The sequence below is a fragment of the Kosakonia sp. H7A genome (assembly GCF_003028445.1).
GTDB classification, from domain to species: domain Bacteria; phylum Pseudomonadota; class Gammaproteobacteria; order Enterobacterales; family Enterobacteriaceae; genus Kosakonia; species Kosakonia radicincitans.
The window spans coordinates 14,835-40,639 of record NZ_PYTZ01000002.1; the positions used below are offsets into that span (position 1 = coordinate 14,835).

Here is a 25,805-nt window from a genome sequence, read left to right on the forward strand (position 1 = left end):
CAACGACAACGGAGCCGTTATGGCAGGTAACACAATTGGACAACTTTTCCGCGTAACCACGTTTGGTGAATCGCACGGCCTGGCGCTGGGTTGCATCGTTGACGGCGTACCTCCGGGTATTCCGCTGACCGAAGCCGATTTACAACACGATCTCGACAGACGACGCCCGGGAACATCGCGCTATACCACCCAACGCCGCGAACCGGATCAGGTGAAGATTCTGTCCGGCGTCTTTGAAGGCGTCACCACTGGTACCAGCATTGGTCTGCTGATCGAAAACACCGACCAGCGCTCGCAGGATTATGGCGCGATTAAAGATCTGTTCCGCCCGGGCCATGCGGATTACACCTACGAACAAAAATACGGTCTGCGCGACTATCGCGGTGGTGGTCGTTCTTCTGCGCGCGAAACCGCAATGCGCGTCGCCGCTGGCGCTATCGCCAAGAAATATCTGGCGCAGAAATTTGGCATTGTTATTCGCGGCTGCCTGACTCAGATGGGCGAGATCCCGCTGGAGATCAAAGACTGGGCGCAGGTTGAACAGAACCCGTTTTTCTGCCCGGATCCGGACAAAATCGAGGCGCTGGATGAACTGATGCGCGGCCTGAAAAAAGAGGGCGACTCCATCGGGGCGAAAGTGACCGTAGTGGCCGATGGCGTTCCGGCAGGTTTTGGCGAGCCGGTGTTTGACCGTCTTGATGCTGATATCGCGCACGCGCTGATGAGCATCAACGCGGTGAAAGGCGTGGAAATTGGCGATGGCTTTGAAGTCGTGAAGCTGCGCGGCAGCGAAAACCGCGACGAAATCACGCAGCAGGGTTTCCAGAGCAACCACGCGGGCGGCATTCTTGGCGGCATCAGCAGCGGGCAGCAAATTATTGCCAATATCGCGCTGAAACCCACGTCGAGCATTACCGTACCGGGTCGCACCATTAATCGTTTCGGCGAAGAAGTGGATATGGTAACCAAAGGCCGTCACGATCCGTGTGTCGGTATTCGCGCCGTGCCGATCGCCGAAGCGATGCTGGCGATCGTGCTGATGGATCACTTCCTGCGTCAGCGTGCGCAAAACGCTGATGTCACTACTGATATTCCACGCTGGTAAATAATGAAAAGAACGGCAATTGCGCTGTTTACTCTGCTGGTGTGCGCCGCCGCGACGGCGGCGACACCGTGGCAAAAACTGACGCATCCGGTCGCCGGTAGCCCGCAGTCCATTGGCGCGTTCGCTAATGGTTGTATCGTTGGTGCGCATGCGCTGCCGCTGCAATCGGACAACTATCAGGTGATGCGCACTGACCAGCGGCGTTACTTCGGTCATCCCGATCTGGTGCTGTTTATTCAGCGTCTGAGCAATCAGGTGCACAATCTGGGGCTGGGTACGGTGCTGGTGGGAGACATGGGGATGCCCGCAGGTGGACGTTTCAACGGCGGCCACGCCAGCCATCAATCCGGGCTGGATGTTGATATCTTCCTGCAACTACCGAAAACGCGCTGGAGCGCCGCGCAGTTGCTGAAACCACAGGCGCTGGATCTCGTCTCAAGCGATGGTAAGCAAGTCGTGCCCGCGCTGTGGAAGCCGGAAATCAGTAGCATGATCAAGCTGGCGGCACAAGATAACGACGTGACGCGCATTTTCGTTAACCCGGCAATCAAACAGCAGCTTTGCCTCGATGCCGGAACCGATCGCGACTGGCTGCGTAAAGTGCGTCCATGGTTCCAGCATCGTGCGCATATGCACGTGCGTTTGCGCTGTCCGGCTGATAGCCTGGAGTGCCAGGATCAACCTCTGCCGCCGCCTGGCGACGGTTGCGGCGCAGAACTGCAAAGCTGGTTTGAACCGGCGAAACCTGGCAGCACAATCCCTGAGAAAAAGACGCCGCCGCCATTGCCGCGGTCTTGTCAGGCTTTACTGGATGAACACGCACTCTGATGGAACTCTTTCAACAACTGTTTATGGTATCGCCGTTACTGCTGGTGGTGCTTTTTTTTGTCGCGTTGCTGGCCGGTTTTATTGACGCGCTGGCGGGCGGCGGCGGGCTGTTAACGGTGCCAGCGTTACTGGCGGCAGGTATGACGCCAGCCCAGGCGTTGGCAACGAATAAATTACAAGCCTGTGGCGGTTCGATTTCTGCGTCGCTGTACTTTATCCGTCGCAAAGTGGTGAATCTTGCCGATCAGAAACTCAATATCCTGATGACCTTTATCGGCTCAACCACCGGCGCGCTGCTGGTGCAGCATGTGCAATCGGATGTACTGCGCCAAATCCTGCCGATTCTGGTGATCTGTATCGGTCTCTACTTCCTGTTGATGCCGAAGCTGGGTGAGGAGGATCGTCAGCGTCGTTTGTACGGGCTGCCGTTTGCGCTGGTCTCCGGTGGCTGTGTCGGTTTTTACGACGGTTTCTTCGGCCCCGGCGCCGGTTCCTTTTACGCGCTGGCTTTTGTGACGCTCGCAGGGTACAACCTGGCGAAATCCACCGCGCATGCCAAAGTGCTGAATGCCACCTCGAATGTCGGCGGTCTGCTGCTGTTTATTATTGGCGGCAAAGTTGTGTGGGGCACGGGTTTCATCATGCTGGCCGGGCAGTTTCTCGGCGCGCGAATGGGCTCGCGTCTGGTGCTCAGCAAAGGGCAAAAACTCATTCGTCCGATGATTGTGATTGTCTCGGCGGTGATGAGTGCAAAACTTCTTTATGACAGTCACGGCCAGGAGATCCTCCATTTTCTGGGGGTGAACGTATGACACATCACTACCAACAATTGATTGATATTTTTGACGGCTGTTTTGCCGACGATTTTAATACCCGTCTGATTAAAGGCGACGACGAACCGATCTATCTTCCTGCTGATGCGGATGCGCCGTATAACCGCATTGTTTTTGCTCACGGTTTTTATGCCAGCGCGTTACATGAGATTTCGCACTGGTGCATCGCCGGTGCCGAGCGTCGCAAGCAGGTGGATTTTGGCTACTGGTATTGCCCTGATGGCCGCGATGCGGTAACGCAGGGGCAGTTCGAGGATGTTGAAGTAAAACCGCAGGCGTTTGACTGGTTGTTTTGCGTGGCGGCGGGTTTCCCGTTTAATGTCAGTTGCGACAATCTGGAAGGCGATGTCGAGCCGGATCGTATTGTGTTCCAGCGCCGCGTTCACGCGCAGGTGATGGCTTATCTGGAGCAGGGCATTCCCCCGCGCCCGGCGCGTTTTATCAAGGCATTACAGGATTATTATCAAACGCCGCCTTTAGCGGCAGAACAGTTCCCATGGCCGGAAGATCTTTGAAGCCATGTTGTCAAAAGAGGAAGAGAGATGATCGCGGAGTTTGAATCACGCATTCTGGCGTTAATCGATAATATGGTGGATCACGCCAGTGATGATGAGTTGTTTGCGGGCGGTTATCTGCGCGGCCACCTGACGCTGGCGGTGGCTGAACTGGAAGGCGAGGATAACTATTCGCCGGAAAATCTGTACCAGAAAGTCACCGGTAGCGTGGAAACTGCTATTCAGGCCGGAGAACTGTCGCCGCGCGATCAGGCGCTGGTGATGGGGATGTGGGAAAACCTATACCAGCAGGCGAAGTCGCATTAAGGGGCGTCGTAGTGCCGGGTAATGCTGACGCGTATCCGGCCAATATCCGTGCCTACAGGTTTGTAGGCCGGATAAAACAACGCCGCCATCCGGCGAATATTCCCACCTTCACTTCACCGCTCTGCCTTTCAATAACTTCCTGACCCACAAACGATTCGGATTGAGGGCTGCCAGCGTTTCGCCATCCAGCGGAATCGGCTCGTCACTCATCTGCGAAGCCAGAATCTCCGCCGCCAGCGGCGCGCTGCACAAACCGCGCGAACCGAGAGCGCCGAGCATAAATAAACCTTCGTAGATCGGCGCACTGACCGCTTCTTCCGGCCGTTCTGCCAGTTGGGCGTAAGCTGCCAGCGTGGCGTCAAAGTCGGCGACATTCCCGACCATCGGCAGATGATCCCGCGTTGCGCAGCGTACGCCGCAGCGCGCGTCGCCGTCGCTGACATCCACCTCTTTTGCCCAGGCCGCATACGGGAAACAGTCGATAAGCCGCTGGCGATTCTGCTGCTGATCCGCCTCGCTGTAACCTGCCTCCTGCTGCCCGCGATGATAGCTGGCGCCGATGCAGTGCTGCTGGTTATGCGGGTTCTGCGGCGTCAGATAACCGTCGTAGCACAGCACCTGGCGAAGCGCAGAGAGCATATTGCTGGTCGGAATATGGCTGACCTGACCGGCAACAGGATAGACGGGCAGTTTCTCTGTTTGCGAGAAATGATGAATGCGATGCCCGTTCGCCAGTACGACTGCTGCATGCGCCCGCTGGTTGCCATGGCGGAAATGAAGTTGCCAGCGCTGATCTTCACGGCTCAGGCGTTCAACATCATGTCCATAATGCACTTGCAGGCCTTGCTCGCAAGCCAGCTTAATCGCGGCGGTCGTTAACTGCGCCGGGCAGAGCCAGCCGCCGAGCGGGTAATTCACGCCGCCGCATTCCGTTTCCACGCCGGTTTCGGCTTTCACCGCCTGTGCATCAACCGCACGGGCAATCTCTGGCGGCAGATCCAGCGTCAACATTTGTGCGATTTTTTGTTGGCTTTTTTCATCCCAGCCAAGTTGTGTGACGCCGCACCACTGATGGTCAAACGTCACGGGTAACGCATCATACAGACGGCGGGCAAAGGTAAACGCCGCGGGGAAGAAGCGGGCCAGTGCCGGATCGTGAGTGCTGAGCAGCGGATAAAGCGCCCCCTGACGGTTGCCGGATGCGCCTTCGGCGGGCGCGTCGTCGGCGCAGTAAAGCGTCACCCGCCAGCCGCGTCGCAGCAAGGCCAGCGATAACAGCGCGCTGGCGACACCGCCGCCAATCAGCGCCACATCGCGTACCTCAGTGCCGCTGCGGACAAACCACGGCGTACGCGGCGCAGATGCGACGGTGTTTTCCATTACGCCGGTCAACATTTCGCGTTTGCGGCCAAAACCTTTGCTTTTGCGCATGGTAAAGCCCGCTTCCTGCAAACCACGACGGACAAAACCTGCCGAGGTAAAGGTCGCCAGCGTGCCGCCCGGCCTTGCCAGTCGAGCCATCGCGGCAAACAGGTTTGGCGTCCACATATCCGGGTTTTTCGCCGGGGCAAAGCCATCCAGGAACCAGGCGTCGACGCGCTGGTTTAAGGAATCATCAAGCGTATCGGTGAGTTGATTGATATCGCCAAACCATAAATCCAGCGTCACACGACCTTCATCGAGCAGCAGTCGGTGGCAGCCGCCAAAGGGCAGCGGCCACTGCGCCTGTAACTGTTCCGCCCATGGTGCCAGTTCCGGCCAGTGCGCGTGGGCTTTGCGCAGATCGTCCTGGGTGAGAGGAAATTTTTCAAAACTGATGAAATGTAATCTTTCCAGGGTAGCGTCAGGATTGGCTGCGCGAAAGGCCGCGAATGCCTGCCACAACGTGAGGAAATTCAGACCGGTGCCAAACCCGCTCTCCGCAACCACAAACAGCGGGCGCGGGTGTTCAGGAAAACGCTGTTCCAGTTGGTTGCCGCCGAGAAAAACATAACGCGTCTCTTCCAGTCCGTTATCATTAGAGAAATAGACGTCGTCGAAATCTCGGGAAACAGGTGTACCCTCAGCGTTGAATTCAAGGTTGGCAGATTGTATAGCGGTTTGTTTCACGTAAGTTACTCGTCCATCAGGCAGTGTCACGATCTTAACGAGGGACAAAGAAAGGCGCAAATTTCCACAGAAAATGTCTGATCGGACTTGTTCGGCGTACAAGTGTACGCTATCTTGCGACACGAAACTTAATTAGTGCGACTTAGGGGTATTGAATGAAACGTGCAGTGATTACTGGCCTGGGCATCGTTTCCAGCATTGGTAATAACCAGCAGGAAGTCCTGGCATCTCTGCGTGAAGGACGCTCAGGGATCACATTCTCTCAGGAATTTAAAGATTCCGGCATGCGCAGCCACGTATGGGGTAACGTTAAACTGGACACCACTGGTTTGATCGACCGTAAAGTGGTTCGTTTCATGAACGATGCCTCTATCTATTCCTATCTTTCCATGCAGCAGGCGATCGAAGACGCTGGCCTGAAAGACGAGGTTTACCAGAACAACCCGCGCGTGGGCCTGATTGCAGGTTCTGGCGGTTCTTCTAAATCTCAGGTTTTCGGCGCTGATGCGATGCGTAGCCCGCGTGGTCTGAAAGCTGTGGGTCCTTATGTGGTGACCAAAGCGATGGCATCTGCGGTGTCCGCTTGCCTCGCAACACCATTTAAAATCCACGGTGTTAACTACTCTATCAGTTCTGCTTGCGCTACTTCCGCGCACTGCATCGGTAACGCGGTAGAACAGATTCAACTGGGTAAACAGGACATCGTTTTTGCTGGCGGCGGCGAAGAACTGTGCTGGGAAATGGCTTGCGAATTTGACGCGATGGGCGCGCTGTCCACCAAGTACAACGAAACGCCAGAAAAAGCTTCCCGTACCTATGACAAACACCGTGACGGTTTCGTTATCGCGGGCGGCGGCGGTATGGTTGTTGTTGAAGAACTGGAACATGCACTGGCGCGTGGCGCGCACATCTATGCAGAGATCGTTGGCTACGGCGCGACCTCTGATGGTGCGGACATGGTAGCGCCGTCAGGCGAAGGCGCAGTGCGTTGCATGAAGATGGCAATGCAAGACGTTGATACACCGATCGACTACCTGAACTCCCACGGTACTTCCACGCCGGTTGGCGACGTGAAAGAACTGGGCGCTATTCGCGAAGTGTTCGGCGACAATAGCCCGGCTATCTCCGCAACCAAAGCGATGACCGGTCACTCTCTGGGCGCTGCGGGCGTACAGGAAGCGATCTACTCGCTGCTGATGCTGGAACACGGCTTTATCGCGCCGAGCATTAACGTGGAAGAGCTGGACGAGCAGGCTGCTGGCCTGAATATTGTGACAAAACCGATGGAAGCCTCGCTGACAACGGTCATGTCCAACAGCTTCGGTTTTGGCGGTACTAACGCCACGCTGGTGATGCGCAAACTGAAATAAGTTTGTCGGCAAGCAGAAAAAGAGAGCCACTGGCTCTCTTTTTTATGCATTGACAAGCTTCCGTTGCGGCAGGCAAACTCCTCGCCGCAACATTATCAACATGATAATGCGTAAGCGTTTAACGTTAACCAACGCACCTTAATCCTGGCACTCAGGTGGAGGGGGCGTGGTACTTCCAAATCCCGCCTTACTCTGCGTTATGGAGTAATGCATGTCTGTAGATGTTCAATCTGTTAAAACCTCGTCAGCGAATATGTCGCTGTTTCGTATCGCCTTTGCGGTGTTTCTGACCTATCTGACCGTTGGCCTGCCGCTACCGGTGATCCCGCTGTTTGTCCACAATGAGTTGGGCTACGGTAATACCATGGTGGGAATTGCCGTTGGTATTCAGTTTCTGGCTACCGTCTTAACACGCGGCTATGCCGGCCGTCTTGCCGATCAATATGGCGCGAAACGTTCGGTGATACAGGGCATGATCGCCTGTGCTCTGGCCGGAGCAGCATGGCTGCTGGCGGCGCTGTTGCCGGTTGCGCCCGCTGCCAAATTTGCGCTGCTGATTCTGGGGCGCCTGATCCTCGGTTTCGGTGAAAGCCAGCTTCTTACCGGCACGCTCACCTGGGGAATGGGGCTGGTTGGCCCCGCGCGTTCCGGCAAAGTGATGTCATGGAACGGAATGGCGATTTACGGTGCGCTGGCCGCCGGCGCGCCGCTTGGGTTGCTGGTCCACAGCCACTTTGGTTTCGCCGCCCTGGCAGCGATCACCACGGTATTGCCGCTACTGGCCTTCGCATTTAACGGCGGCGTGCCCAAAACGCCTGCGCATCCGGGCGATCGTCCTTCACTGTGGAGCGTGGTCGGGCTTATCTGGCAACCGGGGCTGGGGCTGGCGCTTCAGGGCGTTGGCTTTGCGGTGATCGGCACCTTTGTTTCGCTCTACTTTGCCAGCCAGGGCTGGTCAATGGCGGGTTTTACCCTGACGGCTTTCGGCGGCGCATTTGTGCTGATGCGCATTTTGTTTGGCTGGATGCCGGACCGTTTTGGTGGTGTGCGGGTGGCGATTGTTTCGCTGGTCATTGAAACCATTGGCCTGCTGCTGTTATGGCAGGCGCATGGCGCGTGGATGGCATTGCTGGGCGCGGCTCTGACCGGTAGTGGCTGCTCGCTTATCTTTCCGTCGCTGGGCGTTGAAGTCGTCAAGCGCGCGCCACCGCAGGTGCGTGGTACGGCGCTTGGCGGCTATGCGGCATTTCAGGATATCTCTTACGCGTTTAGCGGCCCGTTAACCGGGCTGCTGGCAACGTCTGCGGGATACCCGTCGGTTTTTCTCGCGGGAGCAATTGCCGCCATTACCGGTATTGTGATCACCCTGGTTGCCTTCGGCGCGCGGAAATGATCGCACTATAAAATCTCTTTGCAACCGGTTTCACAGAATGAGCCCGTGGTGATGTCATCTCACTGCGGGCTTGTTTATTCTTTTGCCATCACTACGCGAAAGGAGAAAACAATGGCTGGGTTTAAAGCGGATTTCTTATGGGGCGGCGCGGTGGCGGCGCATCAACTGGAAGGCGGATGGCAGGAAGGAGGCAAGGGGATCAGCGTTGCCGATGTCATGACCGCCGGGGCGCATGGTGTACCGCGTGAAATTACCGACGGCGTGCTGCCTGGCAAAAATTACCCTAACCATGAAGCCATCGATTTTTATCACCGTTATAAAGACGATATCAAACTGTTTGCCGAAATGGGGTTTAAATGTTTTCGCACCTCCATTGCCTGGACGCGTATTTTTCCTCAGGGTGATGAACTGGAGCCGAATGAAGCCGGGTTACAATTCTACGATGATCTTTTTGATGAATGCCTGAAATACAATATTGAACCCGTTATTACCCTTTCCCATTTCGAAATGCCTTATCACCTTGTCACCGAATATGGCGGCTGGCGTAATCGCAAACTGATCGAATTTTTTGTCCGTTTTGCCAGTGCCGTTTTCACCCGCTACCGCAGCAAGGTGAAATACTGGATGACCTTCAACGAAATTAACAACCAGGCCAACTATCACGAAGATTTTGCGCCCTTCACCAACTCTGGCGTGAAATATAAAGCGGGTGAAGATCGCGAAGTGATCATGTATCAGGCTGCCCACTATGAATTAGTAGCCAGCGCGCTGGCGGTGGAAGCCGGGCATAAAATTAACCCGGATTTTAAAATCGGCTGCATGATCGCCATGTGCCCGATTTATCCGCTCACCTGCGCGCCGGATGATATGATGATGTCGGTCGCTGCGATGCACCGGCGCTACTGGTTTACCGATGTTCACGTACGCGGTTATTACCCGCAGCATCTGCTCAATTATTTTGCTCGCCGCCAGTTCAAACTCGATATCACCGAAGAGGATTTGCAGATCCTGACGCGCGGACGCGTTGACTATATTGGCTTTAGTTATTACATGTCGTTTGTCACCAAAGCCCAGGAAAACAATCCGCACCTCGATTACGACGAGACGAAAAGCCTGGTGAAAAACCCGTACGTGAAAGCCTCCGACTGGGGCTGGCAAATAGATCCGGTTGGCCTGCGCTACTCTCTGAACTATTTCTACGATCTCTACCAGTTGCCGCTGTTTGTTGTGGAAAACGGTTTTGGGGCGATTGATCAGCCTGAAAGCGACGGCGTAGTGAACGATCAGTACCGCATTGAATATATGCACAACCATATCCGCGAAATGAAAAAAGCGGTGGTGGAAGATGGCGTCGATTTAATGGGTTATACGCCGTGGGGCTGTATTGATCTGGTCTCTGCGGGCACTGGCGAAATGAAAAAACGCTACGGCTTAATCTACGTTGATAAAGATAACGAGGGTAATGGCACGCTGGCGCGCAGCCGTAAAAAATCGTTCTGGTGGTATCAGGACGTTATCAAACACAACGGCGAGAATATTTGACGATAAATTCCCCTCCAGATGGAGGGGAATTTTTTAACTCACCAGCCAGAAAAGCGCTAATGCGATAAGCAGGGCGATAAAAAAGAATCCCGGGCGCGTGGAAATCGATTTTATTGTTTCGACAATGGGGGCGACAAACGGGCTGTAAATGGGCTGAATATCGCGAACCTCAAAGGTGCCCGTCGCACGTTCTGTGCGGCGTAAAAAGACATGATTAAGAATGTCCTGAACCTGCGCCGTCGTCAGGATCGTCTGCGGCGTGGCTTGCCATGTTTGCTGGGCATACTCGGTAATCGTGCGCATTTCCATATCATCCAGCGGCTGTTTCAGGGCGGTCTGGATAGTGTGCAGAGTGGGCGCGCTGTGCGTGCTTAACGTCTGGCGCGCCTGTAGCCATGTCATCAGCGGCGCGAAATGTTTCGCCGGGATCAGCTCACCGGTTTTGACGCCGGAAAGCTCCATCATTGACTGCCAGATCAATTTACCTGATTCGCCTGTTGCAGCCGCCAGTTTCGTGACCGCCTGGTTCAGCGAGTTGTGCTCGGCAGGCAGCAGCGGACGCTCAGTGGCCGGGCGTTGCTGCGGCTGTGGGATAGTGATCTGGTTATTCTGCAACATGGTCAGCACGGTTTTTAACTGCTGAGGCGTCAACTGGCTGAGCGCTGTCTGACCAAACTGCTGGCGAATAAAATCGCTCACCGCCTGGCGATTATTCCCCTGGCCTAACAGTTCCGTCAGTTGTGAAACCACCTGGCGGGTGGTGTGGTTCTGCGTTGCAGTTTCCACGCGCTGGTTGAGGTTCTGCTCAGCAGCCGGAAAGTGACGTGAGAGCAGCGGGGCGTCATTCTTCAGCCCTAAATCGTGTTTCATGCCAGCCCATACTTCCGCACTTTGCTGCTGCGTTAACGCGATCAAGCGAATAACCAGTCGCTCCAGCACGGTACGTTGCAGGGTGGATAAAGGCTGTTCGCCAGCATTATTCGCGGCTTGTGTCGGCTCTTGCCCGGGAGGGCGCGCGGGCGTCCCCTGAATGGGTTGCATCATGGATTTCCTCTCACTCTCGCATGGCGGTGGTCGGCATTGCAGGTATGCCTGGCGGCGAGATTATGGCACACTTGCGCGCTCAACTCCCGTTCTCAAACAGGTACTGTAGCGTGAAAATCCTTGTTGATGAAAATATGCCTTATGCCCGCGATCTTTTTAGCCGTCTGGGTGAAGTGAAAGCGGTTCCCGGTCGTCCAATCCCGCTTGCGGAACTGGCCGATGCTGATGCGTTAATGGTACGCTCCGTGACGAAAGTCAACGAGGCATTATTACAGGGGACGGGGATCAAATTTGTCGGTACGGCAACCGCGGGAACTGACCATGTTGATGAAGGGTATTTGCAGCAAGCGGGGATTGGCTTTTCCGCAGCGCCAGGCTGCAACGCCATTGCGGTCGTAGAGTATGTTTTCTCTTCGCTGTTAATGCTGGCAGAGCGCGAAGGTTTTGCTCTCAAAGATCGTACCGTCGGGATTGTCGGTGTGGGCAATGTGGGCGGGCGCTTACAGAAGCGCCTCGAAGCGCTGGGGATCCGCACGCTGCTATGCGATCCGCCGCGCGCCGATCGTGGTGATGACGGTGATTTCCGCTCGCTTGATGAGCTGGTGCGTGAAGCGGATGTGCTGACCTTCCATACGCCGCTGTTTAAAGACGGACCGTATAAAACGCTGCACCTGGCGGATGATGCTCTGCTGGCGCGTCTGAAGCCTGGCACTATTCTGATTAATGCCTGCCGGGGCCCGGTGGTGGATAATGCAGCGCTGCTGCAGCGTTTGCAGGCGGGACAGGCGCTACATGTGGTGCTGGACGTCTGGGAGCCGGAACCTGATCTCAACGTGGAGTTGCTGCAACGCATTGACATTGGCACCGCGCATATCGCTGGATATACCCTTGAAGGTAAAGCGCGCGGCACAACACAAGTATTTGAAGCTTATAGTGAATTCATCGGTAAACGTACACAAATAGCGCTCGATACGCTGCTGCCTGCGCCGGAATTTGGCCGCATAACACTGCACGGCCCTCTCGATCAGTCAACGCTAAAAAGGCTGGTTCATTTGGTGTATGATGTGCGCCGTGACGATGCGTTGCTGCGAAAAGTGGCAGGCACGCCGGGTGAATTTGATAAGTTACGTAAAAACTATCTTGAGCGTCGCGAATGGTCATCACTGTATGTGCAGTGCGATGATGCCAGTGCTGCCGCACTGTTGCAGCAACTGGGTTTTAACGCCACGCACACCCCGGCCCGTTAATGTCTTCTTAATGCTCCCTGCGGAAAAATGCCGCAGGGACGCTTTATTTCCTGGAGTAAATCACCATGTCTGAAGGCTGGAATATTGCCGTTCTTGGCGCAACTGGCGCTGTCGGAGAAGCCTTGCTTGAAACGCTGGAGGAACGTCAGTTCCCGGTAGGCGAATTGTACGCTCTGGCCAGAGAAGAGAGCGCGGGCGAAAACTTGCGCTTCGCGGGTAAAACCGTGCGCGTTGAAGACGTTGCCAGTTTTGACTGGACGCAGGCGCAACTGGCGTTTTTCGTCGCCGGTGCGCAGGCATCTGCGACCTGGATTGAAGAGGCCACCAACGCGGGTTGCCTGGTGATCGATACCAGCGGTCTGTTTGCGCTGGAGCCGGATGTGCCGCTGGTCATGCCGGACGTTAATCCCTTTGTGCTCGCGGATTACCGCAACCGCAATATTATTGCCGTGCCAGACAGCCTGACCAGTCAACTGCTGGCCAGTATTAAACCGCTGATCGATGAAGGCGGTTTTTCGCGCGTCGCTGTCACCAGCATGTTGTCTGTTTCACGCAGCGGTAAACAGGCGGTTGATGCGTTGGCAGGGCAGAGTGCCAAGTTGCTGAATGGCATCCCGATTGATGAAGATGACTATTTTGGCCGCCAGCTTGCGTTCAACATGCTGCCACTGCTGCCGGATAGCGAAGGTAGCGTGCGTGAAGAGCGGGTGATTATCGATCAGATGCGCAAAATTTTGCAGGATGACGGTCTGATGATCTCCGCGAACTGCGTACAGTCGCCGGTATTTTACGGCCATGCGCAAATGGTCAGTTTTGAAGCGCTGCGTCCGCTGGCTGCCGAAGAAGCGCGCGATGCGTTTGCCCGTTTCGACGAAATTGTGCTGTCTGAAGAAAATGAATTTCCTACCCAGGTGGGCGATGCTTCCGGTCAGACGCATCTTTCTGTGGGCTGCATCCGTAATGATTACGGCATGCCGGAGCAGATCCAGTTCTGGTCGGTGGCCGACAACGTTCGCTTCGGTGGCGCGCTGATGGCGGTTAAAACAGCCGAGAAACTGGTGCAGGAGTATCTGTACTGATGCAGGACGAAGTCAAAGCGCCAGTCTACAAAATTGCGCTGGGTATTGAGTATGACGGCAGCAAGTATTACGGCTGGCAGCGTCAGCAAGAAGTGCGCAGTGTGCAGGAGAAGCTGGAAAAAGCCCTCTCGCAGGTTGCCAATGAGCCAATTAATGTGTTCTGCGCCGGGAGAACTGACGCTGGTGTTCATGCGACAGGGCAGGTAGTGCATTTCGAAACGACTGCGCTGCGCAAAGATGCCGCCTGGACGTTAGGGGTAAATGCGAATTTGCCTGGTGACATCGCGGTGCGCTGGGTAAAAACTGTTGCCGATGATTTTCATGCTCGTTTCAGCGCTACGGCTCGCCGCTACCGCTACATTATTTACAACCATCGTTTACGGCCAGCGGTGTTAGGCCACGGTGTTACGCACTATCACCAGCCGCTGGATGCCGGGCGGATGCATCGCGCCGCGCAGTGCCTGCTAGGCGAAAATGATTTTACCTCGTTTCGCGCGGTGCAGTGCCAGTCGCGCACGCCGTGGCGCAATGTGATGCATATCAACGTCAGTCGCTATGGCAATTACATTGTGGTCGATATCAAAGCCAATGCCTTTGTACATCATATGGTCAGGAATATTGTCGGCAGCCTGATGGAAGTAGGCGCCCACAACCAGCCGGAGAGCTGGATAGCAGAGTTGCTGGCGGTCAAGGATCGCACGCTGGCGGCAGCAACGGCGAAAGCGGAAGGGCTATATCTGGTGGCGGTGGATTATCCAGCGCGCTTCGACCTTCCGGCTGCGCCAATGGGCCCGCTGTTCCTGGCGGACTAGTCGCAATTCATAAAAGGCATAAGTAAATATGGACTTAATACGCTTCCTTATTGATTTCATCCTGCATATCGATGTGCATCTGGCGGAGCTGGTGGCACAGTATGGCATCTGGGTTTATGCGATTCTGTTTGTGATCCTTTTTTGCGAAACCGGGCTGGTGGTCACGCCTTTCCTGCCGGGGGATTCGCTGCTGTTTGTCGCCGGTGCGCTGGCCTCTCTCGGCACGAACGATCTGAATGTACATCTGATGGTTGTACTGATGCTTATTGCCGCAATTGCCGGTGATGCGGTGAACTACACCATCGGACGACTCTTTGGCGATCGATTATTCAGTAATCCGGATTCAAAGATTTTCCGTCGCAGCTATCTTGATAAAACCCATCAGTTTTATGAACGGCATGGCGGCAAAACGATCATTCTGGCGCGCTTTGTACCGATTGTGCGGACATTTGCACCGTTTGTCGCCGGGATGGGGCATATGTCTTATCGCCACTTCGCCCTTTTCAACGTAGCGGGCGCGCTGTCATGGGTACTGCTGTTTACTTACGCCGGGTATTTCTTTGGCACCCTGCCGATGGTTCAGGAAAATCTTAAGCTGTTGATTGTGGCAATCATCGTGGTGTCTATACTTCCCGGTGTGATTGAGATTATTCGTCACCGACGCGCTGCGGCAAAGCAGATAAAATAAGGGCGCAATGGCGGTTCGACCACTTTTTTATCCCAAGTTGCGAACTGTTATGTTTTAATGTGCACCATTTATGGGCTACCAGGTTCATGTATAAAGGTTATCAATGAGCTGGATTGAAAGAATTAAGAGCAACATCACCCCCACCCGCAAGGCAAGTATCCCTGAAGGGGTGTGGACAAAATGCGATAGCTGCGGCCAGGTGCTGTACCGCGCCGAGCTGGAGCGTAACCTTGAGGTCTGCCCGAAATGCGATCACCACATGCGGATGTCAGCGCGTAATCGCCTGCATAGCCTGCTGGATGAAGGGTCGCTGGTAGAACTGGGTAGCGAGCTTGAGCCAAAAGATGTGCTCAAGTTCCGCGATTCAAAAAAATACAAAGACCGTCTGGCGACAGCCCAGAAAGAGACCGGCGAGAAAGACGCGCTGGTGGTAATGAAAGGCACGCTGCACGGTATGCCAGTTGTGGCAGCGGCATTTGAGTTCGCCTTTATGGGCGGCTCTATGGGTTCCGTTGTTGGCGCGCGTTTTGTGCGTGCCGTCGAGCAGGCGCTGGAAGACAACTGCCCGCTGATTTGCTTCTCCGCTTCCGGCGGCGCGCGTATGCAGGAAGCGCTGATGTCGCTGATGCAGATGGCGAAAACTTCCGCTGCGCTGGCGAAAATGCAGGAGCGCGGTCTGCCGTATATCTCCGTGCTGACCGATCCGACCATGGGCGGTGTTTCCGCAAGCTTTGCGATGCTGGGCGATCTGAACATCGCCGAACCGAAAGCGCTGATCGGCTTTGCCGGCCCGCGCGTTATCGAGCAGACCGTGCGTGAGAAACTGCCGCCGGGCTTCCAGCGCAGTGAGTTCCTGATCGAAAAAGGCGCGATTGACATGATTATCCGCCGTCCGGAATTGCGTTTGAAGCTGGCGCGTATTCTGGCGAAACTGATGAATCTACCGGCGCCGGATCCGGATGAATCGCATGTTGGCTCGGCGGCTCCGTCACCGGCCGGTCAGGAAGGCGAAGCCTGATAATACCGAAGGGCAGGGCCACCAGGCGCTGCCCTTTTGCTTTTCAAACCGTACATTATCAACGGGCATCATGGACATTAAACGCATTCCGCAAGCCACGTCGCCCCTGGCCGCGTGGCTTTCTTATCTGGAAAACCTGCACAGTAAAACCATCGATCTGGGTCTTGAGCGCGTAAGCCAGGTGGCGGCGCGCCTTGATGTGCTCCGCCCCGCACCGTTTGTCTTTACCGTCGCCGGAACCAATGGCAAAGGCACCACTTGCCGTACGCTGGAGTCGATTCTGCTGGCGGCGGGCTATCGGGTTGGCGTCTACAGTTCACCGCACCTGGTGCGCTATACCGAACGCGTACGCATCCAGGGCGAAGAGTTGGCTGAAAGCGAACATACCCGCTCTTTTGCAGAGATTGAAGCCGTTCGTGGCGATATTTCACTGAGCTATTTTGAGTATGGCACTTTGTCGGCGCTGTGGTTGTTTAAGCAGGCGCAACTCGACGTAGTGATCCTTGAAGTGGGGCTGGGCGGCCGCCTGGATGCCACTAATATGGTGGATGCGGATGTCGCTGTGGTCACCAGCATTGCGCTGGATCACACCGACTGGCTCGGCCCGGATCGTGAAAGCATTGGCCGCGAAAAAGCGGGCGTCTTCCGCGGTGGTAAACCGGCTGTGGTCGGCGAACCGGATATGCCGCAGTCTATTGCCGAGGTGGCGCAGGAGAAGGGGGCGCATCTGCTGCGCCGGGACGTTGACTGGGATTATGACGTTAACGCGCAGGGCTGGCGTTTTCGCGATGCTCAGGGCGAGCTTACCAATCTGCCGTTGCCGCAGGTACCGCAGCCAAATGCGGCAACCGCGCTGGCTGCGCTGCGCGCCAGTAAGCTTACGGTCAGCGAGCAGGCGATCCGCGACGGCATTGCCGGTGCTATTTTGCCGGGACGTTTCCAGATTGTCAGCGAGTCGCCGCGTCTGATCCTCGATGTTGCCCACAATCCTCACGCTGCTGGTTACCTTGCCAGCCGTCTTGCCACGTTACCGAAGAAGGGGCGCGTACTGGCGGTGATTGGCATGTTGCATGACAAAGACATCGCCGGGACGCTTGCCTGTCTGGAGCCGGTGGTCGATAGCTGGTATTGTGCCCCACTGGAAGGGCCGCGCGGTGCAACTGCAGAACAACTGCTGGAGCATCTGAATTCTGGCCGCGCGTGGCCGGATGTTGCGCAGGCCTGGCAGGCGGCGATGGCCGATGCCGACGCCAACGATACTGTTCTGGTGTGTGGATCGTTCCACACGGTGGCTCATGTCATGGAAGCGATGGACGCGGGGAGAACCGGTGGCAAGTAAGTTTCAGAACCGTTTGATGGGTACCATTGTGCTGGTTGCGCTCGGGGTGATTATTCTTCCCGGGCTGCTCGACGGGCAGAAAAAACATTATCAGGATGAGTTTGCCGCGATCCCGCTGGTGCCGAAACCTGGCGATCGCGATGAGCCGGACATGATGCCAGCTGCAACGCAGGCGCTTCCGGCGCAGCCGCCGGAAGGCGCAGCGGAAGAGGTGCGCGCTGGCGATGCAGAAGCACCGTCGCTGGATGCTTCAAGGCTGGCGGCGAACGGCGCTCCGCAACCGGAAGTCACCAGCACGCCGGTTGAACAACCGAAACCTAAACCGCAGCCAAAACCGCAGGCGCAGCAACAAACCGCGCCGCCCGTAACGCGTGATAAAGCCAGCGAGCAGCTTGCTGTGGCAAATGAAACGTCAGCGCCGCCTGCGAAAGCGCAGGACGACAAAACGGTGCCAACCGGTAAAGCATATGTGGTGCAGCTTGGCGCGCTGAAGAATGCGGATAAAGTGAATGAAATCGTTGGTAAATTACGTGGCGCAGGTTATCGCGTTTACACGTCGCCGACGACGCCGGTTCAGGGTAAAATCACTCGTATTCTGGTGGGGCCGGATGCGTCGCGCGATAAGCTGAAAGGCTCGCTGGAGGAGTTGAAACAGCTCTCCGGGCTGAGCGGCGTGGTGATGGGTTATACGCCGAACTAACGGCTGAAGAGAAAAAACGGCGCCACTTCTCATCCCTCTCTGCACGGCAAAGCGGGCAGGGATGAGGGGAAATAAAGCCCTGACTACAGGCAACCGGAACCGTGGCGTTGAATATTTTTTCAGCGCCATTTTTATTTCCGCGCGGGAAGGAAATCCCTACGCAAACGTTTTCTTTTTCTGTTAGAATGCGCCCCGAACTGGACGACAGGGCGTAAAATCGTGGGACACATATGGTCTGGATTGATTACGCCATCATTGCGGTGATTGGTTTTTCTTGTCTGGTAAGCCTGATCCGCGGCTTTGTTCGTGAAGCGTTATCGCTGGTGACATGGGGCTGTGCTTTCTTTGTCGCCAGTCATTACTACACTTATCTGTCTGTCTGGTTCACGGGCTTTGAAGACGAACTGGTGCGCAATGGGATAGCCATCGCAGTACTGTTCATCGCGACGCTGATTGTCGGTGCTATCGTTAACTATGTGATCGGTGCGCTGGTCGAGAAGACTGGCCTGTCGGGTACAGACAGAGTACTGGGGATCTGTTTTGGCGCGCTACGCGGCGTACTGATCGTCGCCGCCATTCTGTTCTTTCTCGATACCTTTACCGGGCTGTCGAAAAGTGAAGACTGGCAGAAGTCGCAGCTTATCCCACAATTCAGCTTCATCATCAGATGGTTCTTTGACTATCTGCAAAGTTCGTCGAGTTTCTTGCCCAGGGCATAGGCCCTGAGATGTGGCTTAACGAGGAAAAGACGTATGTGCGGTATTGTCGGTATCGCCGGTTTTATGCCGGTAAACCAGTCGATTTATGACGCGTTGTCGGTGCTTCAGCACCGTGGGCAGGATGCCGCAGGCATCATCACCATCGACGAAAACAACTGTTTCCGTCTGCGTAAGGCGAACGGTCTGGTGAATGATGTATTCGAGGCCCGCCATATGCAGCGCCTGCAAGGCAATATGGGGATTGGTCACGTACGTTATCCTACCGCTGGTAGTTCCAGCGCATCTGAAGCGCAGCCGTTTTACGTTAACTCCCCTTACGGCATCACGCTGGCGCACAACGGCAATCTGACCAATGCGCATGAGCTGCGTAAAAAGCTGTTCGAAGAGAAGCGCCGCCACATTAACACCACTTCTGATTCTGAAATCCTGCTCAATGTGTTTGCCAGCGAGCTGGATAACTTCCGCCACTATCCGCTGGAAGCGGATAACATTTTTGCCGCTATTGCCGGAACTAACCGCCAGATCCGCGGTGCTTATGCCTGCGTGGCGATGATTATCGGCCACGGTATGGTTGCTTTCCGCGATCCGAATGGCATCCGTCCGCTGGTGCTGGGTAAACGCGAAATCGGCGATGGCCGCACTGAATATATGGTGGCGTCTGAAAGCGTGGCGCTGGATACGCTGGGCTTCGAATTCCTGCGTGATGTCGCGCCGGGTGAAGCGGTGTATATCACCGAAAAAGGCCAGTTGTTCAGCCGTCAGTGTGCGGATAACCCGGTCAGCAACCCGTGCCTGTTCGAATACGTTTATTTCGCGCGCCCGGACTCCTTCATCGACAAAATTTCCGTCTACAGCGCCCGCGTCAATATGGGCACTAAGCTTGGCGAGAAAATCGCGCGCGAGTGGGAAGATCTGGATATCGACGTGGTCATTCCTATCCCGGAAACGTCCTGCGATATCGCGCTGGAAATTGCGCGTATCCTTGGTAAACCGTACCGCCAGGGCTTTGTGAAAAACCGCTATGTCGGTCGTACCTTTATCATGCCGGGCCAGCAACTGCGTCGTAAATCCGTACGGCGTAAGCTGAACGCAAACCGTGCCGAGTTCCGCGATAAAAACGTGCTGCTGGTGGATGACTCCATTGTGCGCGGCACCACTTCCGAGCAGATTATCGAGATGGCTCGCGAAGCCGGGGCGAAAAAAGTGTACCTCGTTTCTGCTGCGCCGGAGATTCGCTTCCCGAACGTTTACGGTATCGATATGCCGACGGCCAATGAGCTGATCGCTCACGGGCGCGAAGTGGATGAAATCCGCCAGATCATCGGCGCTGACGGCCTGATTTTCCAGGATCTCAACGATCTTATCGAGGCGGTACGCTCTGAAAACCCGGATATCCAGCAGTTTGAATGCTCGGTATTCAACGGTGTGTATGTCACCAGGGATGTTGATCAGCAGTACCTTGATTATCTCGACTCGCTGCGCAATGACGATGCCAAAGCGGTGCAGCGTCAGAACGAAGTGGAAAGCTTAGAGATGCATAACGAAGGTTAATCCTGCCGCGCCCCTCCATCGTGAGGGGCGCAATCTGTTGCAACGCCCTCTATAATCAGGCAAAGTTCGTCCGATAAAAAAGGGGCAACAATCATGAAACGACTCATTGTGGGGATCTCTGGTGCCAGTGGCGCAATTTACGGCGTTCGCCTGTTGCAGGTGCTACGCGACGTGGCAGAGGTTGAAACCCATCTGGTGATGAGTCAGGCGGCCCGCCAGACGCTGACGCTGGAAACTGATTTTTCTCTGCGCGATGTACAGGCGCTGGCGAATGTGGTGCACGATGCGCGCGATATCGCCGCCAGCATCTCGTCTGGTTCGTTTAAAACCGCAGGCATGGTAATTCTTCCTTGCTCGATCAAAACCCTCTCCGGCATTGTGCACAGCTACACCGACAGCCTGCTGACGCGGGCGGCAGATGTGGTGCTGAAAGAGCGCAGGCCGCTGGTGCTGTGCGTACGTGAAACGCCGCTGCACCTTGGGCATTTGCGTTTGATGACCCAGGCGGCGGAACTGGGCGCGGTAATTATGCCGCCGGTACCGGCGTTTTATCACCGCCCGCAAAGCCTGGATGCGGTGATTGATCAGACCGTTAACCGCGTTCTTGATCAGTTTGACATTGAGTTGCCGGAAGATCTGTTTACCCGCTGGCAAGGGAGCGATGCCGCAAAATAGTGCGCTGCTACCCGGCGTGCGCTTTTTTGGGGCAATTCTGCAAGCGCGATCATATCCTCAACATTTAATCCTCTTTTCCCCGTGCTAACACTCCGGTTCGTTCAGCAGACCTGCTATCTTTCATCATTAAGTAAGTTTGCAACGTTTTATTAACAAATTTAACGCGGTCTTTTTCCGGCTGCGGGAAACTGGCATAAGACGTGCAAGGTAACTGTCAGCAACACACAACACAACGTAATACAGAATAAAAAACAGAACACTTGAGGGTAATGTATGAAGAAGACGGTTCTCGCTCTGTCTTTACTGTTGGGCCTGTCAGCGACAGCCAGCGTTTATGCAGCGCTTCCCCACACGGTGCGCATCGGTACTGATGCAACCTATGCGCCGTTCTCATCGAAAGATGCGAAAGGGGACTTCGTGGGTTTTGATATCGATCTCGGCAACGAAATGTGCAAACGCATTCATGTGAAATGCACCTGGGTCGGCAGTGATTTTGATTCGCTGATCCCGTCGCTGAAAGCGAAAAAAATCGACGCCATCATCTCTTCTCTGTCGATTACGGAAAAACGTCAGCAGGAAATTGCATTCTCTGACAAACTCTACGCTGCCGATTCCCGCCTGATTGCCGCCAAAGGTTCATCGATTCAGCCGACGCTGGATTCGCTGAAAGGCAAGCACGTTGGCGTGCTGCAGGGTTCTACCCAGGAAGGCTATGCCAATGACAACTGGCGCACCAAGGGCATCGATGTGGTGGCCTACCAGAACCAGGATCTGATCTACTCTGACCTCGCTGCGGGTCGTCTGGATGCAGCATTCCAGGATGAGGTTGCTGCCAGCGAAGGCTTCCTGAAACAGCCTGCCGGGAAAGACTTCGCTTTTGCTGGCCCGTCAGTGAAAGATAAGAAATACTTCGGCGACGGCACCGGTATCGGTCTGCGCAAAGATGATACTGAGCTGAAAGCCGCGTTCGACAAAGCATTTGCCGAACTGCGTAAAGATGGTACCTACGACAAACTCGCCAAAAAGTACTTCGACTTTAACGTCTACGGCGATTAAGGCTGCATAACCCGGCTTATCCGGGATGAGGGAAATATGCACCACGTTAAATAACTGGCGTGGTGCATTTATACGGTAAATGTCTCGTTGTGGTGCACGCTATGCACCATGGTGGTGCATGAATGCATAGTTAAGCATTCATACTGCAAAAAAAGCCAGCGCTCGGGCATAATTTTTTGCCTTGCCGGGGCATATGATGGCACGATAACGGCACCGTATTGTTATGAGAATTCCCTTAGGAAAGACAGTCTGTTGAGGATAATGATGAAAAAACTGGTGCTCTCCCTTTCGCTGGTGCTTGCGTTTTCCAGCGTTTCTACTGTGTTCGCAGCCATTCCGCAAAAATTACGTATTGGTACCGATCCTACTTATGCGCCTTTCGAATCGAAGAATGCGCAGGGGGAATTGATCGGTTTTGACATCGATTTGGCGAAAGAACTGTGCAAACGCATCAAAACCCAGTGTGTGTTTATTGAGAACCCGCTGGATGCACTGATTCCCTCGCTGAAAGCGAAAAAAATCGATGCCATCATGTCATCACTCTCCATTACCGAAAAACGTCAGCAGGAAATCGATTTCACCGACAAGCTTTACGCGGCGGATTCCCGACTGGTGGTGGCGAAAAATTCTGACGTTCAGCCGGATCTGGACAAGCTGAAAGGTAAACGCATTGGCGTGTTGCAGGGCACCACGCAGGAAACTTACGGCAACGTAAACTGGGCGCCAAAAGGGGTGGAAATCGTCTCCTATCAGGGCCAGGACAACATCTACTCTGACCTGACTGCAGGCCGCATTGATGCCGCGTTCCAGGACGAAGTGGCGGCCAGCGAAGGTTTCCTGAAAACGCCGGTCGGTAAAGATTACAAATTTGGTGGTCCGTCCATCAAAGATGAGAAATTGTTTGGCGTCGGTACGGGCATGGGCGTGCGCAAAGGCGATACCGAACTGCGCGATGCGCTGAACAAAGCGTTTGCTGAAATGCGCGCGGACGGCACTTACGAAAAGCTGGCGAAGAAATACTTTGATTTTGATGTTTATGGTGGCTAATCCCACCCGTGCTTAACGTGCAGCCCCTCCCACACCGGGAGGGGAAGAGACACGGCAAAACACCACATACGACAGGACAGGCTGCATGCTGTACGGGTTTTCTCAAGTTATATTACACGGTGCGTTAGTCACCCTGGAGCTGGCCATCAGTTCGGTGGTGCTGGCGGTACTTATTGGTCTGGTAGGCGCAGGGGCGAAACTGTCGAAAAACCGGGCGTTGGCGCTGATCTTTGAAGGCTATACCACGCTCATTCGTGGTGTTCCGGATCTGGTGTTGATGCTGCTGATTTTTTACGGCCTGCAAATCGCCCTCAACAGCATCACGGATGCGCTGGGCATGGACCAACTGGATATAGATCCGATGGTCGCCGGTATTATTACCCTCGGTTTTATTTACGGCGCCTATTTTACGGAAACCTTCCGCGGCGCCTTTATGGCGGTACCGAAAGGGCATATTGAAGCGGCAACAGCGTTTGGTTTTACCGGTCGGCAAATCTTTCGCCGCATCCTGTTCCCGGCGATGATGCGTTACGCGCTGCCGGGTATTGGCAACAACTGGCAGGTGATCCTGAAAGCAACAGCACTGGTTTCGCTGTTGGGGCTGGAAGATGTGGTCAAAGCCACTCAGCTCGCCGGGAAAAGTACCTGGGAGCCCTTCTATTTTGCTATCGTCTGCGGGGTGATTTACCTCGTTTTTACAACGGTTTCCAATGGTGTGCTGCTTCTTCTCGAACGTCGCTACTCCGTGGGTGTGAAGAGGGCTGACCTGTGATCGAGATCATTCAGGAGTACTGGCAATCGCTGCTGTGGAGCGACGGTTATCGCCTGACGGGCGTGGCAATTACCCTGTGGCTGTTGATTTCATCGGTGGCGATGGGCGGCGTGCTGGCGGTGTTTCTGGCCATCGGACGTGTTTCCAGCAATAAATTTGTCTGCTTCCCGATTTGGTTATTCACCTACGTGTTTCGCGGTACGCCGCTCTATGTTCAACTGCTGGTGTTCTACTCCGGCATGTACACGCTGGAGATCGTCAAGGGCACCGAGCTGCTGAATGCCTTCTTCCGTAGCGGCCTGAACTGCACGGTGCTGGCGCTGACGCTCAATACCTGTGCCTATACCACTGAGATTTTCGCCGGTGCGATCCGTTCGGTGCCGCACGGCGAAATTGAGGCGGCGCGGGCCTATGGTTTCTCGTCGTTCAAAATGTACCGCAGCATTATCCTGCCGGCGGCGCTGCGCATTGCGCTGCCTGCGTACAGCAACGAAGTCATTTTGATGCTGCACTCAACGGCGCTGGCCTTTACCGCCACGGTGCCGGACCTGCTGAAAATTGCCCGTGATATCAACTCCGCAACTTACCAGCCGTTTACCGCGTTTGGTATTGCTGCGGTGCTGTATCTGATTATCTCTTATGTGCTGATTAGCTTATTCCGCAAGGCGGAAAAGCGCTGGTTGCAGCATATGAAACCTTCTTCGACGCACTGAGAACACGATGTCTGAGAATAAATTAAACGTTATCGATCTGCACAAACGCTACGGCGAACATGAAGTGCTGAAGGGCGTCTCGTTGCAGGCCAACGCGGGCGATGTGATTAGTATCATCGGTTCCTCCGGCTCCGGTAAAAGTACCTTTTTGCGCTGTATTAACTTCCTCGAAAAACCGAGCGAAGGCACCATCGTGGTTAACGGCCAGAATATCAATCTGGTCCGCGATAAAGATGGCCAGTTGCGCGTTGCGGATAAACACCAGTTGCGTCTGCTGCGTACGCGTCTGACGATGGTGTTTCAGCATTTCAACTTGTGGAGCCATATGACGGTGCTGGAGAACGTCATGGAAGCGCCGATTCAGGTGCTGGGCTTGAGCAAGCAGGAAGCCCGCGAACGCGCGGTGAAATATCTGGCGAAAGTCGGCATTGATGAGATGCAGCAGCAAAAGTACCCGGTGCATTTGTCCGGCGGTCAGCAGCAGCGTGTTTCCATTGCCCGCGCGCTGGCGATGGAGCCGGAAGTATTACTGTTTGATGAGCCGACTTCGGCGCTCGATCCTGAACTGGTGGGCGAAGTGCTGCGCATTATGCAGCAGCTGGCGGAAGAGGGGAAAACCATGGTGGTGGTAACGCATGAAATGGGCTTTGCCCGCCATGTTTCCACCCACGTTATTTTCCTGCACCAGGGCAAGATTGAAGAAGAGGGCGCGCCGGATGAGTTGTTCGGCAACCCGAAAAGCACGCGTTTGCAGCAGTTCCTCAAAGGTTCGCTGAAGTGATATAAGGCCGCCGTACAGGCGGCCTCAATCTATGCTTTTTCCCGCCGGTAAATCCAGTCGTCATGATATTCGCCGCGCAGCAGGTAGGCTTTTTCCAGCACCTGTACACGTTGAAAACCACTTTTTTCCAGCACCCTCACCGACCCCTGATTCTCTGCCAGCACCCAGGCGTTCAATGCCTGCACTTCGCTATCAAACGCGTATTCGCACAGCGCCTGTAGTGCTTCTGATGCAACGCCTTGCCCCTGCGCGGCGGGCACAATCGAGTAGCCGACATCGGCTTCCTGTGGATTGTGCTGGCTGATACGCAGACCGATATCGCCCACCGAAGTATGCTGGGCGTTGCGAATAATAAAGGCGTGGCGATCGGCAAGACGATCGTCGAACAGGGTGCGAATCTGTTCTTCAGAGGCGATCTCGCCCATATAGCGCATCACGCTGCCATTCCTGCGCAGATGCAGGAAAAATGGCCAGTCGGAGGGTTCAAACGGGGAGAGAGTCAAGCGGGAAGTGTACAACGTCATGCCAGCGCCCTTACGGTGGTAAAGCGTCTTAGCTTACCA

26 protein-coding genes are annotated in these 25,805 nt (G+C 55.1%); 23 read left to right on the top strand and 3 right to left on the bottom strand.

Annotated features, from left to right (window positions below; translation table 11 throughout):
• Window positions 1-19: 19 nt before the first annotated feature.
• The 5 genes from aroC to CWM66_RS08000 are packed head-to-tail and all read left to right on the top strand — an operon-like array spanning window position 20 to window position 3,587.
• On the top strand, window positions 20-1,105 hold the full coding sequence (aroC, locus tag CWM66_RS07980; RefSeq protein WP_007371039.1) for a chorismate synthase: 1,086 nt from the start codon (window positions 20-22) through the stop codon (window positions 1,103-1,105).
• Between the two features lie 3 nt (window positions 1,106-1,108).
• Complete coding sequence (mepA, locus tag CWM66_RS07985; protein ID WP_007371040.1) at window positions 1,109-1,933, top strand: penicillin-insensitive murein endopeptidase; 825 nt, start codon at window positions 1,109-1,111, stop codon at window positions 1,931-1,933.
• Entirely contained in the window at window positions 1,933-2,745 is an 813-nt protein-coding gene (locus CWM66_RS07990; protein WP_007371041.1) for a sulfite exporter TauE/SafE family protein, read from the top strand. The genes mepA and CWM66_RS07990 overlap by 1 nt, the downstream gene beginning before the upstream one ends.
• Window positions 2,742-3,281 carry an elongation factor P hydroxylase gene (locus CWM66_RS07995; RefSeq protein ID WP_007371042.1) on the top strand — a complete coding sequence of 180 codons (540 nt, stop codon included), beginning with the start codon at window positions 2,742-2,744 and terminating at the stop codon, window positions 3,279-3,281. The genes CWM66_RS07990 and CWM66_RS07995 overlap by 4 nt, the downstream gene beginning before the upstream one ends.
• A gap of 27 nt (window positions 3,282-3,308) precedes the next feature.
• On the top strand, window positions 3,309-3,587 hold the full coding sequence (locus tag CWM66_RS08000) for a YfcL family protein (protein ID WP_007371043.1): 279 nt from the start codon (window positions 3,309-3,311) through the stop codon (window positions 3,585-3,587).
• 108 nt (window positions 3,588-3,695) lie between these two features.
• Here the strand turns inward: CWM66_RS08000 and mnmC are convergent, their stop codons facing one another.
• The gene (gene mnmC, locus CWM66_RS08005; protein ID WP_199200034.1) at window positions 3,696-5,696 is read right to left on the bottom strand and encodes a bifunctional tRNA (5-methylaminomethyl-2-thiouridine)(34)-methyltransferase MnmD/FAD-dependent 5-carboxymethylaminomethyl-2-thiouridine(34) oxidoreductase MnmC; all 2,001 of its coding nucleotides are present in this window, start codon (window positions 5,694-5,696) and stop codon (window positions 3,696-3,698) included.
• Between the two features lie 155 nt (window positions 5,697-5,851).
• On the opposite strand from mnmC, the gene fabB reads away from it, so the two are divergent.
• From fabB to CWM66_RS08020, 3 genes are all read left to right on the top strand, one after another.
• Window positions 5,852-7,066 carry a beta-ketoacyl-ACP synthase I gene (gene fabB, locus CWM66_RS08010; protein ID WP_007371045.1) on the top strand — a complete coding sequence of 405 codons (1,215 nt, stop codon included), beginning with the start codon at window positions 5,852-5,854 and terminating at the stop codon, window positions 7,064-7,066.
• A 211-nt stretch (window positions 7,067-7,277) separates the two neighbouring features.
• A complete protein-coding gene (locus tag CWM66_RS08015) occupies window positions 7,278-8,459 on the top strand; it encodes an MFS transporter (protein WP_007371046.1) in 1,182 nt (393 codons plus the stop codon).
• 111 nt (window positions 8,460-8,570) lie between these two features.
• Window positions 8,571-10,001 (top strand): 6-phospho-beta-glucosidase, encoded by a 1,431-nt coding sequence (locus tag CWM66_RS08020; protein ID WP_107146478.1) that lies wholly within the window; start codon window positions 8,571-8,573, stop codon window positions 9,999-10,001.
• A 33-nt stretch (window positions 10,002-10,034) separates the two neighbouring features.
• Here the strand turns inward: CWM66_RS08020 and flk are convergent, their stop codons facing one another.
• The gene (flk, locus tag CWM66_RS08025) at window positions 10,035-11,042 is read right to left on the bottom strand and encodes a flagella biosynthesis regulator Flk (RefSeq protein ID WP_071921112.1); all 1,008 of its coding nucleotides are present in this window, start codon (window positions 11,040-11,042) and stop codon (window positions 10,035-10,037) included.
• A 113-nt stretch (window positions 11,043-11,155) separates the two neighbouring features.
• Between flk and pdxB the strand changes: the two genes are divergently transcribed.
• The 15 genes from pdxB (at window position 11,156) to hisP (ending at window position 25,242) form a co-directional block, all read left to right on the top strand.
• Window positions 11,156-12,292, top strand: a complete 1,137-nt coding sequence (pdxB, locus tag CWM66_RS08030) for a 4-phosphoerythronate dehydrogenase PdxB (RefSeq protein WP_072440088.1) — start codon at window positions 11,156-11,158, stop codon at window positions 12,290-12,292.
• Window positions 12,293-12,357: 65 nt separating this feature from the next.
• Window positions 12,358-13,371 (top strand): aspartate-semialdehyde dehydrogenase, encoded by a 1,014-nt coding sequence (locus CWM66_RS08035; RefSeq protein WP_007371050.1) that lies wholly within the window; start codon window positions 12,358-12,360, stop codon window positions 13,369-13,371.
• Window positions 13,371-14,183: a tRNA pseudouridine(38-40) synthase TruA gene (truA, locus tag CWM66_RS08040; protein WP_007371051.1), complete on the top strand. Its 813-nt coding sequence runs from the start codon at window positions 13,371-13,373 to the stop codon at window positions 14,181-14,183. Before CWM66_RS08035 ends, truA begins: the two co-directional genes overlap by 1 nt.
• A gap of 28 nt (window positions 14,184-14,211) precedes the next feature.
• Complete coding sequence (locus tag CWM66_RS08045) at window positions 14,212-14,871, top strand: DedA family protein (RefSeq protein WP_107146479.1); 660 nt, start codon at window positions 14,212-14,214, stop codon at window positions 14,869-14,871.
• Between the two features lie 103 nt (window positions 14,872-14,974).
• Window positions 14,975-15,889 (top strand): acetyl-CoA carboxylase, carboxyltransferase subunit beta, encoded by a 915-nt coding sequence (accD, locus tag CWM66_RS08050; protein WP_071921111.1) that lies wholly within the window; start codon window positions 14,975-14,977, stop codon window positions 15,887-15,889.
• A gap of 70 nt (window positions 15,890-15,959) precedes the next feature.
• Window positions 15,960-17,228 (top strand): bifunctional tetrahydrofolate synthase/dihydrofolate synthase, encoded by a 1,269-nt coding sequence (folC, locus tag CWM66_RS08055; protein WP_072440070.1) that lies wholly within the window; start codon window positions 15,960-15,962, stop codon window positions 17,226-17,228.
• The gene (gene dedD / locus CWM66_RS08060) at window positions 17,218-17,928 is read left to right on the top strand and encodes a cell division protein DedD (RefSeq protein ID WP_035889792.1); all 711 of its coding nucleotides are present in this window, start codon (window positions 17,218-17,220) and stop codon (window positions 17,926-17,928) included. Before folC ends, dedD begins: the two co-directional genes overlap by 11 nt.
• 230 nt (window positions 17,929-18,158) lie before the next feature.
• Window positions 18,159-18,647: a colicin V production protein gene (gene cvpA, locus CWM66_RS08065; protein ID WP_007371056.1), complete on the top strand. Its 489-nt coding sequence runs from the start codon at window positions 18,159-18,161 to the stop codon at window positions 18,645-18,647.
• A gap of 33 nt (window positions 18,648-18,680) precedes the next feature.
• On the top strand, window positions 18,681-20,198 hold the full coding sequence (gene purF, locus CWM66_RS08070; RefSeq protein WP_007371057.1) for an amidophosphoribosyltransferase: 1,518 nt from the start codon (window positions 18,681-18,683) through the stop codon (window positions 20,196-20,198).
• A 93-nt stretch (window positions 20,199-20,291) separates the two neighbouring features.
• Window positions 20,292-20,873 (top strand): UbiX family flavin prenyltransferase, encoded by a 582-nt coding sequence (locus CWM66_RS08075; RefSeq protein ID WP_007371058.1) that lies wholly within the window; start codon window positions 20,292-20,294, stop codon window positions 20,871-20,873.
• Window positions 20,874-21,146: 273 nt separating this feature from the next.
• On the top strand, window positions 21,147-21,929 hold the full coding sequence (argT, locus tag CWM66_RS08080) for a lysine/arginine/ornithine ABC transporter substrate-binding protein ArgT (protein WP_007371059.1): 783 nt from the start codon (window positions 21,147-21,149) through the stop codon (window positions 21,927-21,929).
• Between the two features lie 264 nt (window positions 21,930-22,193).
• Window positions 22,194-22,976, top strand: coding sequence for a histidine ABC transporter substrate-binding protein HisJ (hisJ, locus tag CWM66_RS08085; protein ID WP_071921109.1), 783 nt, complete (start codon window positions 22,194-22,196; stop codon window positions 22,974-22,976).
• 85 nt (window positions 22,977-23,061) lie between these two features.
• Window positions 23,062-23,748, top strand: coding sequence for a histidine ABC transporter permease HisQ (locus CWM66_RS08090; protein ID WP_007371061.1), 687 nt, complete (start codon window positions 23,062-23,064; stop codon window positions 23,746-23,748).
• On the top strand, window positions 23,745-24,461 hold the full coding sequence (locus CWM66_RS08095) for an ABC transporter permease (protein WP_007371062.1): 717 nt from the start codon (window positions 23,745-23,747) through the stop codon (window positions 24,459-24,461). The genes CWM66_RS08090 and CWM66_RS08095 overlap by 4 nt, the downstream gene beginning before the upstream one ends.
• Before the next feature lie 7 nt (window positions 24,462-24,468).
• On the top strand, window positions 24,469-25,242 hold the full coding sequence (gene hisP / locus CWM66_RS08100) for a histidine ABC transporter ATP-binding protein HisP (protein WP_007371063.1): 774 nt from the start codon (window positions 24,469-24,471) through the stop codon (window positions 25,240-25,242).
• A gap of 29 nt (window positions 25,243-25,271) precedes the next feature.
• On the opposite strand, the gene CWM66_RS08105 is transcribed toward hisP, so the two are convergent.
• The gene (locus CWM66_RS08105; protein ID WP_107146480.1) at window positions 25,272-25,766 is read right to left on the bottom strand and encodes a GNAT family N-acetyltransferase; all 495 of its coding nucleotides are present in this window, start codon (window positions 25,764-25,766) and stop codon (window positions 25,272-25,274) included.
• Window positions 25,767-25,805 lie beyond the last annotated feature (39 nt).

What these genes read in the sequence shown, in the direction of transcription:
- CWM66_RS08090 (WP_007371061.1), top strand. Translation starts at nt 23,062, where the DNA reads ATGCTGTACGGGTTTTCTCAAGTTATATTACACGGTGCGTTAGTCACC.
- flk (WP_071921112.1), bottom strand. Translation starts at nt 11,042, where the DNA reads ATGCAACCCATTCAGGGGACGCCCGCGCGCCCTCCCGGGCAAGAGCCG.
- CWM66_RS08000 (WP_007371043.1), top strand. Translation starts at nt 3,309, where the DNA reads ATGATCGCGGAGTTTGAATCACGCATTCTGGCGTTAATCGATAATATG.
- CWM66_RS08020 (WP_107146478.1), top strand. Translation starts at nt 8,571, where the DNA reads ATGGCTGGGTTTAAAGCGGATTTCTTATGGGGCGGCGCGGTGGCGGCG.
- CWM66_RS07995 (WP_007371042.1), top strand. Translation starts at nt 2,742, where the DNA reads ATGACACATCACTACCAACAATTGATTGATATTTTTGACGGCTGTTTT.
- hisP (WP_007371063.1), top strand. Translation starts at nt 24,469, where the DNA reads ATGTCTGAGAATAAATTAAACGTTATCGATCTGCACAAACGCTACGGC.
- accD (WP_071921111.1), top strand. Translation starts at nt 14,975, where the DNA reads ATGAGCTGGATTGAAAGAATTAAGAGCAACATCACCCCCACCCGCAAG.
- CWM66_RS08105 (WP_107146480.1), bottom strand. Translation starts at nt 25,766, where the DNA reads ATGACGTTGTACACTTCCCGCTTGACTCTCTCCCCGTTTGAACCCTCC.
- CWM66_RS08045 (WP_107146479.1), top strand. Translation starts at nt 14,212, where the DNA reads ATGGACTTAATACGCTTCCTTATTGATTTCATCCTGCATATCGATGTG.
- aroC (WP_007371039.1), top strand. Translation starts at nt 20, where the DNA reads ATGGCAGGTAACACAATTGGACAACTTTTCCGCGTAACCACGTTTGGT.
- cvpA (WP_007371056.1), top strand. Translation starts at nt 18,159, where the DNA reads ATGGTCTGGATTGATTACGCCATCATTGCGGTGATTGGTTTTTCTTGT.
- mepA (WP_007371040.1), top strand. Translation starts at nt 1,109, where the DNA reads ATGAAAAGAACGGCAATTGCGCTGTTTACTCTGCTGGTGTGCGCCGCC.
- fabB (WP_007371045.1), top strand. Translation starts at nt 5,852, where the DNA reads ATGAAACGTGCAGTGATTACTGGCCTGGGCATCGTTTCCAGCATTGGT.
- CWM66_RS08035 (WP_007371050.1), top strand. Translation starts at nt 12,358, where the DNA reads ATGTCTGAAGGCTGGAATATTGCCGTTCTTGGCGCAACTGGCGCTGTC.
- CWM66_RS07990 (WP_007371041.1), top strand. Translation starts at nt 1,933, where the DNA reads ATGGAACTCTTTCAACAACTGTTTATGGTATCGCCGTTACTGCTGGTG.
- folC (WP_072440070.1), top strand. Translation starts at nt 15,960, where the DNA reads ATGGACATTAAACGCATTCCGCAAGCCACGTCGCCCCTGGCCGCGTGG.
- truA (WP_007371051.1), top strand. Translation starts at nt 13,371, where the DNA reads ATGCAGGACGAAGTCAAAGCGCCAGTCTACAAAATTGCGCTGGGTATT.
- hisJ (WP_071921109.1), top strand. Translation starts at nt 22,194, where the DNA reads ATGAAAAAACTGGTGCTCTCCCTTTCGCTGGTGCTTGCGTTTTCCAGC.
- CWM66_RS08075 (WP_007371058.1), top strand. Translation starts at nt 20,292, where the DNA reads ATGAAACGACTCATTGTGGGGATCTCTGGTGCCAGTGGCGCAATTTAC.
- CWM66_RS08015 (WP_007371046.1), top strand. Translation starts at nt 7,278, where the DNA reads ATGTCTGTAGATGTTCAATCTGTTAAAACCTCGTCAGCGAATATGTCG.
- argT (WP_007371059.1), top strand. Translation starts at nt 21,147, where the DNA reads ATGAAGAAGACGGTTCTCGCTCTGTCTTTACTGTTGGGCCTGTCAGCG.
- purF (WP_007371057.1), top strand. Translation starts at nt 18,681, where the DNA reads ATGTGCGGTATTGTCGGTATCGCCGGTTTTATGCCGGTAAACCAGTCG.